This is a genomic window from Aureimonas sp. ME7, from assembly GCF_903970965.1.
In the GTDB taxonomy this organism is placed as follows: domain Bacteria; phylum Pseudomonadota; class Alphaproteobacteria; order Rhizobiales; family Rhizobiaceae; genus Aureimonas.
Map to the genome: position 1 here is coordinate 105,431 of NZ_CAJCKW010000003.1, position 12,606 is coordinate 118,036.

The 12,606-nt window shown below is 66.5% G+C and carries 11 protein-coding genes; 6 read left to right on the forward strand and 5 right to left on the reverse strand.

All coding sequences use genetic code 11. From position 1 onward, the window contains the following. The first annotated feature begins 186 nt into the window (after positions 1-186). Together H7A85_RS07040 and H7A85_RS07045 are read left to right on the forward strand one after the other, a co-directional pair. Positions 187-906 carry a helix-turn-helix transcriptional regulator gene (locus tag H7A85_RS07040; RefSeq protein ID WP_182085217.1) on the forward strand — a complete coding sequence of 240 codons (720 nt, stop codon included), beginning with the start codon at positions 187-189 and terminating at the stop codon, positions 904-906. A 2-nt stretch (positions 907-908) separates the two neighbouring features. Next, on the forward strand, positions 909-1,175 hold the full coding sequence (locus tag H7A85_RS07045; RefSeq protein WP_182085218.1) for a hypothetical protein: 267 nt from the start codon (positions 909-911) through the stop codon (positions 1,173-1,175). 109 nt (positions 1,176-1,284) lie between these two features. Here H7A85_RS07045 and H7A85_RS07050 read toward each other — a convergent pair whose 3' ends face one another. Further along, entirely contained in the window at positions 1,285-2,667 is a 1,383-nt protein-coding gene (locus H7A85_RS07050) for a glycosyltransferase (protein WP_182085219.1), read from the reverse strand. 71 nt (positions 2,668-2,738) lie between these two features. Here H7A85_RS07050 and H7A85_RS07055 point away from each other — a divergent pair, with 71 nt between their 5' ends. Both H7A85_RS07055 and H7A85_RS07060 read left to right on the forward strand, forming a co-directional pair. Further along, positions 2,739-3,593 carry a transporter substrate-binding domain-containing protein gene (locus H7A85_RS07055; protein ID WP_182085220.1) on the forward strand — a complete coding sequence of 285 codons (855 nt, stop codon included), beginning with the start codon at positions 2,739-2,741 and terminating at the stop codon, positions 3,591-3,593. 109 nt (positions 3,594-3,702) lie between these two features. Continuing rightward, complete coding sequence (locus H7A85_RS07060; RefSeq protein ID WP_182085221.1) at positions 3,703-5,367, forward strand: lysine--tRNA ligase; 1,665 nt, start codon at positions 3,703-3,705, stop codon at positions 5,365-5,367. Here the strand turns inward: H7A85_RS07060 and H7A85_RS07065 are convergent. Further along, positions 5,356-6,138, reverse strand: coding sequence for a hypothetical protein (locus H7A85_RS07065; RefSeq protein WP_182085222.1), 783 nt, complete (start codon positions 6,136-6,138; stop codon positions 5,356-5,358). The genes H7A85_RS07060 and H7A85_RS07065 overlap by 12 nt on opposite strands. Before the next feature lie 98 nt (positions 6,139-6,236). Then, positions 6,237-6,881, reverse strand: coding sequence for a helix-turn-helix transcriptional regulator (locus H7A85_RS07070; protein WP_182085223.1), 645 nt, complete (start codon positions 6,879-6,881; stop codon positions 6,237-6,239). Positions 6,882-7,196: 315 nt separating this feature from the next. On the opposite strand from H7A85_RS07070, the gene H7A85_RS07075 reads away from it, so the two are divergent. After that, complete coding sequence (locus H7A85_RS07075; RefSeq protein WP_182085224.1) at positions 7,197-8,225, forward strand: YihY/virulence factor BrkB family protein; 1,029 nt, start codon at positions 7,197-7,199, stop codon at positions 8,223-8,225. 28 nt (positions 8,226-8,253) lie between these two features. Here H7A85_RS07075 and H7A85_RS07080 read toward each other — a convergent pair whose 3' ends face one another. Next, complete coding sequence (locus tag H7A85_RS07080; protein WP_182085225.1) at positions 8,254-10,452, reverse strand: FAD-dependent oxidoreductase; 2,199 nt, start codon at positions 10,450-10,452, stop codon at positions 8,254-8,256. 145 nt (positions 10,453-10,597) lie between these two features. Between H7A85_RS07080 and H7A85_RS07085 the strand changes: the two genes are divergently transcribed. After that, the gene (locus tag H7A85_RS07085) at positions 10,598-11,383 is read left to right on the forward strand and encodes an EAL domain-containing protein (RefSeq protein ID WP_182085226.1); all 786 of its coding nucleotides are present in this window, start codon (positions 10,598-10,600) and stop codon (positions 11,381-11,383) included. Positions 11,384-11,391: 8 nt separating this feature from the next. Here the strand turns inward: H7A85_RS07085 and H7A85_RS07090 are convergent, their stop codons facing one another. Continuing rightward, positions 11,392-12,600 (reverse strand): acetyl-CoA C-acetyltransferase, encoded by a 1,209-nt coding sequence (locus tag H7A85_RS07090; RefSeq protein WP_182085227.1) that lies wholly within the window; start codon positions 12,598-12,600, stop codon positions 11,392-11,394. Positions 12,601-12,606 lie beyond the last annotated feature (6 nt).

Below are 12,606 nucleotides of genomic sequence, written 5' to 3' on the forward strand. Positions count from 1 at the left end.
GGTGGTCCGAAGTTAGCGTCTAGGTGTTAATCGATCAAGCGCCAAAGTGTTAAAAAGGGGCTTCAAACTTCCGCTGTGGGCTTAATCCTGTTAGCGGTAAAGCAAGTCACTGTTTTCGCTGGTACTTTTGGCAAATGACGATGCATCACCACGATCGGGCGCCGACTTCACAGTTCGGGAATGGTGATGGCGGAGTTCAAGGATCGCCTGCAGCTCTTAGTTGGCGAGCACAAAAGCGCTAACTCGTTCGCCAAAGAGGTCGGTCTTGGTCAGAGCTTGCTTCGGCAGTATCTGGACGGCGCCATGCCGCGCCTGGACAAGCTGGTGCAGATCGCGGCGGCGACGGGCGTCCACATAAATTGGCTCGCAACCGGGCAGGGTCCCCGTGACTCTTTCTCCCCGGTGCGCCAGTTAGGTGTAGGAACACAACCAGAACAGACCGGAGGACTTGCCGTGATCCACACCGACCCGTCCGACCTCGCCGACGACGCTATGGTGTTGCTCCCGCTCCTGGATGTGCAGCCTTCTGCCGGTTCCGGCACCATCGTCGAGGCCGAGCCCGTGATCGGCCGAGTCGCCTTTGATGCCGCTTGGTTGCGGGCGCGCAGCATTACGCCTCACGCGGCGAAGGTGCTGACCGCGCGAGGTGACTCGATGGAGCCGACGATCCGGAGCGGCGACACGCTGATCGTCGACACGGCCATCGACCAAGCCGTCGATAACGGGATCTACGTTCTCGTCTATGGCGACGCCCTGCTGGTGAAGCGCCTGCGCATCAAGCTCGACAGCTCCGTCGTCATCACCAGCGACAACCAGTCGGCCGGTTTCGACGAAACGGTGACGCCCGATCAGATCGAGCTGCTGCGCATCGCCGGCCGCGTCATGTGGTACGGCCGGATGATCTGACGATGCCTCTTGATGGCGGAGTGCTTCTGTCCGAGCGGGAAAGCCCGAAGCTGCGGCTGTTCTGCCGCAAGTGCGGGCTCCGCCGGCAATACGACAACGAGGCTTTGATCGCACGCTTCGGCGACGCCCAGGTCCCAAGGCTGATTTCGGAGCTTGCGCGCCTGAACGGCTGCCAGCGAGCCCATAAGGGAGACATCAACGACTTCTGCGGCCTCCGGGGCCGAACGACCGACGATCCCGAATGGATCGCTTCACGCCCCGCGCCGTAATCGAGGCCATCCGTTCTTGCGCGCGCTTCTCTCAATCGCGCCGTTTTTGCCATCCGTTCTTGCGCGGCGCTTTTCGCTGGAATGGCCCTCAATGGCTCTTCAAAACCCGCTAGATCAGGGCTTCCACCACCATTTCCCGGTCAATCCCGCCTAATCCCGCTCCGTGCCACCCGTTCTTGCGCGTTACAGGAAGCGAACGTTTCGCCAGCCAGGGCAGGACCGCCCGGAACAGAACGGCGTATTCCAGCGCAAAAAGGGTCTCCAGCCAGCCGTTCCCGGCGTTGCGGATGACGAGCGGCGCCTGGACGCAGGCGAGCTCCGGCGGATGGGTGCGAAACGCCTCGTGCGCGGCGCGCAACTGCTGGGGATGAGGGCGATCCTCCGCGTCGAACAGAACGAGATATTCGCCGCGCGCGAGCGGCAGGGCGAAGTTGAGGGCCTTCGGCTTGGTGGTCGGATAGGTCCGGGGCGTCGCGATCACGGAGAAGTTCGGCTGGTGTTCGATGGCCCGCTCCACGGCGGCGATGGTGGCGGGGTCGTTCGCTTCGCAGACGAAGAACACTTCCAGGCGTGATCGCGGCCAGTCGAGTTCGGCCATCGCCTTGGCCAGCGGCGCGGCCATGTCCGCCTCCCGGTGCAGGGCTACGAGGACGGAATAAAGCGGGGCCGCCGTGTCGGGTGCGGCGGGGGGCGGGGGACGCGAGGGCGCGCGGGAGCGCTCTCGAACCGTCCCGACGAGGACGCGCAGCCGAAACAGCGTGAGACCGAGGGCGGCCGAACTTGCCGTCGCATGGAGCGCGAACCAGAACCACTGCGGGGATGCGTACCAGCCATGGGCCAGGAGCATCAGGAGAACCACCAGAAGCGCGGCCTGGAGCGGGGTCAGGACATCGCGCGCCGACCATCGGTTGTGATCGGCCGCAAGGCTGAGACGCGCGCGGTTGGAGCGTTCGGTCTTGTCTGCTGCCTCGCGAAGCGCGGCGATGTCGGCCAGCGTGGTGATGCGCAGGCTGCGGGCCAGTCCGGGTGTTCGCCGAAGGCCGGCGATCAGGGTGTCCAGCCGTTCCAGCTTGGGGGCAAGGTAGAGCCGGGCCCTCAGGGCGCCGTCACAGGTCTTGGCGTGTCGCTCGCTGGCTGCCAGCGCGCCGCGCCCGTCGCGCAGGAGCGTTGCGTTTGGATCGATGTCTTCTTGGACGAGACCGAGCGCTTCGGCCGTGGCGCTTGCAAGCTCGCGGGCGCTCACGACAGTCCCCGCCATCAGTTCCTCGTCCACGCTCGACCCATGCAGGCGGGCTGCCAGTAGGGCGTTCTGGAACTCGGTCTGCGTAATCCCGCAGGTTTCCAGAATGCGATGGAGGACCTCGACGGCCGACGCCGCGCAACCCAGCGCATCCCGTTGCGCGCCCGCTATTTCGGCTGCAACCTGTGCGGCACCAAGAAGCGTTCCTCTGGCCTCCACGTCGGTATGGGAATATTCCGTCAGACGCAGCAACGAGCTTGAACCCTTCTCGGTGGGATCGAGTGCACATCCTGCGATGGTGGGCCTGGGAGAAGAAGAAACCTATGCGTGTTTTTGCTGCGATCTTGACACGATGTCTGCTTCTACAGGTTGTGATTTCTACGCTTTCAGGTGGTGCGCTGGCGCAAGGGGTGCCGACCCCGAACTTCTGGGATCAGGGGCAGCGAATCGCCGAACCCGATCTGTCCGATCGAACGCGCATCCGGTTTCTCACCTCCGTGGACTTCGCCCCGTTCAACTTCCTGGACCAGCGCGGGCGCCTCGCCGGGCTGCATGTCGATCTGGCGCGCGCCATCTGCGAGGAACTCGACGCGGTCTCGCGTTGCCAGATCGAGGCGCGTCCCTTCGCCGAACTGGGGTCCGCTTTGGCGGGCGGCGACGGCGAGGCGGTGATCGCGGGGCTGGCGATCGACGCCGACAACCGGTCGCGCTTCGCTTTCAGCCAAGCCTTCTTCCGCTATCCCGCGCGTTTCGTGACGCTGCGTGACGCGCCGCTCGACAAGGACCTCGAGATTGGCCTTCAGGGAACGCGCATCGGCACGGTGGCGGGGAGCGCGCACGAAGCAATGCTCCGCGCGTTCTTTCCGCGCGCGGAGGTGGCGACCTTCCCCAATCGCGAGGAAGCCCTGAACGCCCTACGTGCCGAGCGGGTTCGCGCCGTGTTCGGGGACGGGGTCGGCCTGTCCTTCTGGCTGTCCAGCGAGGACGCCAAGGATTGCTGCGCCTTCGGCGGCGGGCCCTACCTGTCCGACCACTTCATGGGAGAAGGTCTCGCCATCGCGGTGAAGCCGGAGGACGAGGATCTGGCCGCCGCCTTCGATTACGCGATCGGCCGCATCGTGGCGAGCGGGCGCATGTCGGAGCTTCTCCTGCGCTATTTTCCCGTCAGCGCCTTTTGACGGCACCGCCCGTTGACGGGCCGCATGCGGAGAATCCATAGACCGAGGCTCCAACGCGCGGAGCCGTCTCGGCGGCGATGCCGGGACGCTGAGGAAAGACGAAGATCCCATGGCCGAAAACAGCGACGCGGCTTCGAACGCGCCTTCCAGCAGCCTTCGGGACGAAGCCATGGCGTCGGCCGCCTGGCCCTTCGAGGAAGCGCGCAAGATCGTCCAGCGCTTGGAGCGCACGGGCAAGCGCGAAGCCCTGTTCGAGACCGGCTACGGCCCGTCCGGCCTGCCCCATATCGGCACGTTCGGCGAGGTGGCGCGCACCACGATGGTTCGCAACGCCTTCCGCATCCTGACGAACGACGAGATCCCGACGCGGCTGATCTGCTTTTCCGACGACATGGACGGGATGCGCAAGATCCCCGACAACGTACCCGACCGGGCGGCGCTGGAGCCCTATCTCCAGAAGCCGCTGACGGACGTGCCGAACCCGTTCGGCGGCGAGTACGAGAGCTTTGCGGCCCACAACAACGCCATGCTGTGCCGGTTTCTCGACACGTTCGGCTTCGAATACGAGTTCGCGAGCGCGACCGAGTATTACCGGGCCGGCCGCTTCGACGAGGTGCTGCTGCGCGCCGCCGAGCGATACGACGACATCATGGCCGTGATGCTGCCGACGCTCGGGCCCGAGCGGCAGGCGACCTACAGCCCGTTCCTGCCGATCTCGCCGAAGTCGGGCCGTGTCCTCTACGTGCCCATGAAGCATGTGGACGCCAAGGCCGGCACCGTGACCTTCCTCGACGAGGACGGGACGGAAACGACGCTTCCCGTCACCGGCGGGGCAGTGAAGCTCCAGTGGAAGCCGGATTTCGGCATGCGCTGGGCCGCGCTCGGCGTCGACTTCGAGATGTTCGGCAAGGATCACCAGACCAACGCCGCGGTCTACGACCGGATCTGCGAAATCCTCGGCGGCGAAGCGCCCGAGCACTTCGTCTACGAACTCTTCCTCGACGCGGAAGGCGCCAAGATCTCGAAGTCCAAAGGCAACGGCCTGTCGATCGAGGAGTGGCTGACCTACGCCTCGCCCGAAAGCCTCGGCCTTTACATGTTCAACAAGCCGAGGGCGGCCAAGCGCCTGCATTTCGACGTGATCCCGAAGGCGGTGGAGGACTACTACGCCTTCGCCTCCGCCTTCGATCGGCAGGACGCGAAGTCGCGCCTCCAGAATCCGGTGTTCCACATCCACAACGGCGAGCCGCCGGTGAAGGGCATCGCGGTTCCCTTCGCGCTGCTCCTCAACCTCGTGTCCGCATCCAACGCGTCGGACGCCCGGACGCTCTGGGGCTTCATCTCGCGCTACGCGCCGGGCGTGACGGCGGAAACCGATCCCGAGCTCGATCGGCTCGTCGCCTACGCGCTGCGCTATTTCGAGGACTTCGTGCGCCCGACCAAGCGGTTCCGCGCGCCCGACGAAATCGAGCGCGGCGCCTTGGAGGCGCTGGAGGCGAAGCTCGGCTCGCTTCCGCCGGGGGTGGATGCCGGCGCCATCCAAGATGCGGTTCTCGACGTCGCGCGGCCCCTGCCGCGCTATCAGGACGCCAAGAAGAAGGGACCGGACGGCGGCCCCGGCGTGTCGGTCGAATGGTTCTCCGCGCTATACCAGGTGCTGATCGGGCAGGAGCGGGGCCCGCGCTTCGGCTCCTTCGTGGCGCTCTACGGCGTGGACGAGACGCGCCGCTTGATCCGCGAAGCGCTGGACGGAAAGCTCGGCTCAGCCGCCTGAGCGAGTAGCCTCGTTCGATATGTCGTAGGCCCAGATACCACGCCGCGCCTCGCGCGCGGCGCGCTCGGCATCCTCGTAGGCACTGCCGGGCTCGGCATGCGCCCAGCCGTTCGTGACCAGCCACCTGGCCACGTCCTCTTGCCCCAAGCGGCAGGGCACGGTGATGTCGCGCGCTTCCTCCTCGCCGGAGGGTACGCGGCACTCGACCGAGCGCCCGCGCAGCCAGCCTCGCAGCGCGGTTCTCGCGCGCGTCGCGCAGGGCCAGGCCTGCGCCCCGTCGACGCAGCGCACGTCCGGCGCGATGGGCTCGACACCCGCCACGCGCAGCGTCATGTCGCCGGCCTTCAAGGTGCGCGCGTCCACCGCGATCGGCCGGGAGAAGAGGCGCAAGGCCGGATCGGCGGGTTCCGGCGGCGTGGCCGTCGCGCTGACGATGGGAAGCTCGGGCGGCGGGGGAGCGGCCTCGGCCGTGTCGCCCGTCCCGTCCGGCTCGACCGCGACGGGCGGCGTTGCCGCGCCGCTGGAAACGGGAGGCAGGCGGGTGAGCCGCGTCGGCCCGCCGGGCGCGGGAATGATGGTGCGCACGGGAGCAGACGGCGCCTCCTCCGACATATCGGGGGAGAAGGGCACGTCCTCGATCCCGATTGCCGCCACGCTCGTTTCGTTAGGCTGCGATCCGGAACCCGCCAAGAGCGTCGGCTCGGCGGGAAGAACGAGAAAGAACACGGCGACGAGGCCGAGAAGACCGAGGGCGATCCGCAGCGCTTGCAAGAGAACGATCCCCTTCTTCGATCCCGAACCGGGGCGCATTCCCGGCGGGTGTCGCATGGACTCTAGCGCGCGAGACCCGATTCGGAAGTCTTGGCGTTCTACTGGCTCGCCCAGAGAATGCGCGCGATCCATTCGATGTCGCCGGGCGCGAACTGCCGATCGGGGAAGTCCGGGTTGACGGAGGCGAGTTCCACCGTGCGCGCCGTCTGGCGCTGCAGGATCTTGACCATCACCTCGCCACCTTTGGTGCGCACCACCACCCGGTCGCCCCGTCGCACGGGCGCGCCGGGCTTCACGACCACGATGTCGCCGTCGCGATAGAGCGGCATCATCGACTGGCCCGAAACCTCCAGCGCATAGAGCGAATCGTCGGCACCCGGCAGGTCGATCTCGTCCCAGCCCTGACCAACGGGAAAGCCGGCATCGTCGAAGAAGCCTCCGCCGCCCGCTTCCGCGCAGCCGAGCAGCGGCACCCCCTGGCGGGGCGAAGGCAGCGGACGCAGCGACAGGACGCCCGTTTCGGGCCGCGCGAAGAAGCTTTCCGACGTCGTTCCCGTCGCCTCCAGGACCTTGGCGATCGACTCGGTGGACGGCCAGCGCGGGCGCCCGTCGACGGCCATGCGCTTGGACTTGTTGAAGGTCGTCGGATCGAGCCCGGCCTTGCGCGCCAATCCGGACGGCGACATCTTCAGCCGCTCGGCCAGATCGTCGATCGCGTTCCAGATGTGGTCGTGGGACAGCATGAAACAAACCTTCGCAGCAGACCGCGAGTCGCGCCCGTGGCGAAAGATCGCGATGCCCGAGGAATATAGTCCTTGGACGTTCCATGTCTAAGTCGTGGCCGCGCGACTGTCGATAAGTTCGCCCACCGAGCGGAGTGTTGTTCGAACCAAGCGCCCGGTTTTCCAGACGTTTGTCGGGGCGAGGCCAGGGGAGGCGCCTCGATCTTTCCCGCGGGTTGGAGGGAACCCTCGGGCGGAATGTGGCATTTCTGGGAAAGTTTATGAATTCGCCCGCAGTGCGTTCGATTCGTCCCGAGTGTTTGGGAAAGGGCATCCATGAGTTCGGCCGGCTTCCGCTTCGCGCCCAATACCACCGAGGAAACGCGCCGCCGCGCCAGCGAGCCCGGGCGCGGGCGCGACGCGTCCGGGCCCTTCGACATCCCCTGGCGCGGCTGGAAGGACATTGCCTGGCGCCTGTACTATTCGTTCTTCGAAGACCGGGTGATGCTGATCGCGGCGGGCGCGACGTTCTACCTGCTTCTGGCGCTGTTTCCGGCCTTCGCCGTCTTCGTGTCCTTCTACGGCATCGTCGCAGATCCGAATACGATCGCCGACCACATCGCCTTCATCGGCCAGTTCCTGCCGCAGGCGGGAACCGACATTCTGACCTCGCAGCTCGAACAGCTCGTGTCGCGCGATCCGGCCTCGCTTTCCCTGAGCTTCGTCACCGGCCTTCTGTTCTCGCTCTGGAGTGCCAACAACGGCATCAAGACGCTGTTCGAGGCGATGAACGTCGCCTATGGCGAGCAGGAGCAGCGCTCCTTCCTGAAGCTCAACGCCGTCGCCTTCTGCTTCACCATCGGCGCCTTCTTCATCGCCACGATCCTGTTCGTGTCGGTCGGCGTCGTGCCGGTGGTGATGAGCGTCGTGGGGGCGCAGAGCTACACGGACGAGCTGATCGCGGCGGCGCGCTGGCCGGTCGTCTTCGTCGTCATCATCTGCGCGATCAGCATGGTCTACCGCTACGGCCCGAGCCGCAACCGGGCGCGTTGGTCCTGGGTGTTCTTCGGCGCCGTTCTGACCGCCGCGATCTGGCTGGCCGCCTCGATCGGCTTTTCCTGGTATCTCCGGTCCTTCGCCAACTACAGCGTGACCTACGGCTCGCTCGGCGCGGTGATCGGCTTCATGATGTGGGTCTGGATCTCGTCCATCATCTTCATCATCGGCGCCGAGGTGAATGCCGAGATGGAACACCAGACCGCGATGGACACGACCGACGTGCCGGACAAGCCGCTCGGCGAGCGCGGAGCGCGCGTCGCCGACACGATCGGGCGCAGCCTGTCGAAGGAAAAGCAGGCGCGGTGAGGGCTCCGGGGAGCCCTCACCGGATTCTTCAGGCAGCCGCAGCCGGCGCGAAACGCCCGTAGAAGCTTTCGCCCCGCTCGGCCATCTCGCGCAGGAGCGGCGTCGGCGCGAAGCGTTCGCCGTGCTTTTCGGCCAAGCGTTCGCATAGGGCGACGAAGGCCTTCACGCCCATCCCGTCGATATAGCTGATCGTTCCGCCGGTGTAGGGCGCGTAGCCGAAGCCGAGGATCGAGCCGACATCGGCCTCGCGCGGGTCCGTGACGACGCCTTCTTCGACCGTGCGCGCCGCCTCCAGCGCCATGGTCACCAGGAAACGCTGCTTCAGTTCAGTGAAATCGACGTCCTCCGCCTTCTGCTGCGGGAAACGCTCCTTGAGGCCCGGCCAGAGATGCTTCTTCGCAGGCTTGGCGGGATAGTCGTAGAAGCCCTTGCCGGCCTTGCGGCCGAGCCGGCCTTCGCCGTCCACCATGTCGTTGACGAGCGCGAGATGGCGCGGGTCGATCGCCCCTTCGCCGACGTCGCGGATCGTCGCGCGCATGATCCGCTGGCTGAGATCGACCGCCGTCTCGTCGTTGAGCGCGAGCGGCCCGACCGGCATGCCGGCGAACTTCGCCGCGTTCTCGATCATCACTGGGGGCACGCCCTCGACCAGCATGTCGTAGGCTTCCGTCATGTAGCGAAGCACGCAGCGGTTGGCGAAGAAGCCACGCGTGTCGTTGACGACGATGGGCGTCTTCTTGATGGCGCGCACGAAGTCCAATGCCACGGCGAGCGCCCGGTCGCCCGTCCGCTGGCCGAGGATCACCTCGGTCAGCATCATCCGGTCCACCGGCGAGAAGAAGTGGATGCCGATGAAACGCGCCGGATCGGGGAAGGCCTCCGCCAGACCCGTGATCGGCAGGGTCGAGGTGTTGGACGCGTAGATCGCCTCCGGCTTCAGGACTTCCGCGACGCGCCGCGTCACCTCCGCCTTCACCTCGCGGTCCTCGAATACCGCCTCGATCACGAGGTCGGCGTCGGCGAGCGCCGCGTAGTCCGGTGTCGCGTGGATCAGGGCGAGCGTGGCCTCGCCCTCATCGGCCTTGGCGCGGCCTTTCTTGACGAGGGCTTCCAGAAGGCCAGCGGAATGGGCCTTGCCCTTGTCGGCGGCGGCCTGATCCCGGTCCACTAGCGCGACGGAGATGCCGGCGCGCGCGGCGACGAAGGCGATGCCGGCGCCCATGAAGCCGGCGCCGACGACGCCGATCTTGGCGATCCGCGTTTCGGGCACGCCCGCCGGTCGCCGGGCGCCCTTGTTGAGCGCCTGCATGGAGACGAACAGCGAGCGGATCATCATCGCCGCTTCCGTGGTCTGCAGAACCTCCGTGAAATAGCGCTGCTCGACACGGAGCGCCGCGTCGATCGGCAGGAGCAGGCCCTCGTAGACGCATTTCACGATGGCGCGCGCGCCGGGATAGTTGTCGGCCGTTTCCTTGCGGTAGAGCGAGGCGACGGCGGGCCAGACCTGGGCGCCGGCCGGCGAATAGACCGGGCCGGACGGGAGCTTGAAGCCCTTCTCGTCCCAGGCCTTCACCGGCTTCAGGCCGGCGCGCAGCATGTCCTTGGCGCGCGCGACGAGTTCCTCGTCCGGCACCACCTCGTCGATCAGCTTCATGCCCTTGGCCTTGGCGGCCGACAGCGTCTCGCCCTTCAACAGCATCTGGAGCGCGCTTTGCGTGTCCGCGAGGCGCGGCACGCGCTGCGTGCCGCCGGCGCCGGGAAAGATGCCGACCTTGACCTCCGGCAGGCCCATCTTGGCGCTCTGAGCCGCGATCCGCCCGTGGCAAGCCAGCGCCAGCTCGAAGCCGCCGCCCATGCAGGTGCCGTTGATCGCCGCGACATAGGGCTTGCCGGAGGTTTCCAGCTTGCGCCAGATCCGGCCCATCTCGCCGCAGCGGGCGAAAAGCTCGGCCACCGCGCCCTCGCGATCCGTCGCCTTTCTCGCCTGGAAAGCCTCGAACATGGCGCTCAGCATCTTCAGATCGGCGCCGCCGGTGAACGAGCCCGCCTTGCCGGACGTGATGACGACGCCCTTCACCGCCTCGTCGCTTGCGAAAGCATCGACGAAGCGTTCGATCTCGCCGAGAACTTCCTCGGTGAAGACGTTCATCGAGCGATCGGGCATGTCCCAGGTCACGAGTGCCAGACCATCCGCGTCGATATCGATGGTGAAATTGCGAAGATCCATGCGGTTCTCTCCCGAAAGATGGGCCGTCATTTGATGAAGGCGGATGTTTGCTTGGCTAAGGAAGTGCTGGCGAAGTCACCTTCAGGATTTCCCAAGATCTGAAGGCTATTGTCGATTCGAAAATCGGAAGGGCGGAGCGCCGGGAATGACCATGGATTGCGAAGGATGCCGATCGGGCGAGAAGCTCGACTTCGACTTCTCCATGGCGTTCCAGCCGATCTTCGACCTTCGCCAAAGCCGCGTCTGGGGCTACGAGGCGCTGATCCGGGGCCTGAACGGCGAAGGGGCCTACAGCATCTTGTCGCGCGTCTCGCCCGAGCAGAAGTACCGGTTCGATCAGGCCTGCCGCGTCAAGGCGATCGAGCTCGCCGCCCGCCTGTTTCCGCGCGGGGAAGGCCTGCGCCTGTCGATCAACTTCCTGCCGAACGCCGTCTACGAGCCGGCCGCCTGCCTGCGCGCGACGCTTGCTGCCGCGCGCCGCCACGACTTTCCGCTCGAAGCGATGATGTTCGAGTTCACGGAGAACGAGGAGATCGTCGACACCGGCCATCTCCACAACATCCTCGCCGAATACCGCCGGCAGGGCTTCATCACCGCGCTTGACGACTTCGGTGCCGGCTATGCCGGGCTGACGCTGCTCGCCGACTTCCAGCCCGACCTCATCAAGCTCGATATGAAGCTCATCCGCGGCATCGAGACGAGCCGCCCGCGGCAGGTGATCGTCGCCTCCATCGCGGCGGCCGCGCGCGCGCTCGACATCGAGGTGCTGGCGGAAGGTATCGAGACCGAGGACGAGTTCACCGTCCTGAAAGCGGCCGGCATCGCGCTTTTCCAAGGATACTGGTTCGCCCGGCCCGCCTTCGAAGCCCTGCCGACGATCGGCAGCCAAGTTCGCGCCACGCACCGTTTCGACCAAGCCCTGATCGCCTGAGGCGGGCATCACACCCGCTCGATGATCGTCGCCGTGCCCATGCCGGCGCCAATGCAGAGCGTGACGAGGGCGCGCTCCTTGTCCTGGCGCTCCAACTCGTCGAGCACGGTGCCGAGAATCATCGCCCCCGTCGCGCCGAGCGGATGGCCCATGGCGATGGCGCCGCCGTTGACGTTCATGACGCCGGGGTCGATGTCGAAGGCCTGGAGGTAGCGCAGCACGACGGCGGCGAAGGCCTCGTTGAGTTCGAAGAGGTCGATGTCGGACAGCTGGAGCCCGGAGCGGTCGAGGAGCTTTTTCGTCACATCCACCGGCCCCGTCAGCATCAGCGCCGGATCGGAGCCGATGGACGCGAAGGCGCGGATGCGCGCGCGGGGCTTCAACCCCAGCGCCTCGCCGCCCCGGCGAGAGCCGATGAGGACGGCCGCCGCCCCATCCACGATGCCCGACGAGTTGCCGGCATGGTGGACATGGGTGACCGCCTCGATCTCAGGATGGGCCTGGCTCGCCACCGCGTCGTAGCCGCCCATCTCGCCCATCATCGCGAAGGAGGCATTGAGCGAGCCGAGCGACTGCATGTCGGTTCCCGGTCGCATGTGCTCGTCGCGGTCGAGGATCACGAGGCCGTTCTGATCGCGCACCGGAACGACGGAGCGCGAGAAGCGACCTTCCTCCCAGGACCGGGCGGCACGCTTCTGGGATTCCACCGCGTAGGCATCGACGTCGTCGCGCGAAAAGCCGTATTTCGTGGCGATCAGGTCGGCCGACACGCCCTGGGGCATGAAGAAAGCGGGAATGCCGACGGACGGGTCCATGATCCAGGCGCCGCCCGACATGCCCATGCCGACGCGCGACATGGATTCGACGCCCCCCGCGATCACGAGATCGTCCGACCCCGCCGCGACCTTAGCCGCCCCGAGGTTCACCGCATCGAGGCCCGAGGCGCAGAAGCGCGAGATCTGCATGCCGGGCGCGGCGAAGTCGTAACCCGCCTCGAAGGCGGAGGCCTTCGGGATCACCGAGCCGGCCTCGCCGACGGGGTCGACGCAGCCGAAGATGATGTCGTCGACCTCGGACGTCTCGATCCCGTTGCGATCGCGCAGGGCTTCCAGAACCTTGGCGCCGAGCCGCACGGCCGGCACCTCGTGCAGCGATCCGTCCTTCTTGCCCCGGCCGCGCGGGGTGCGGACGTGGTCGTAGATGAAGGCTTCCGTCATCGGTCG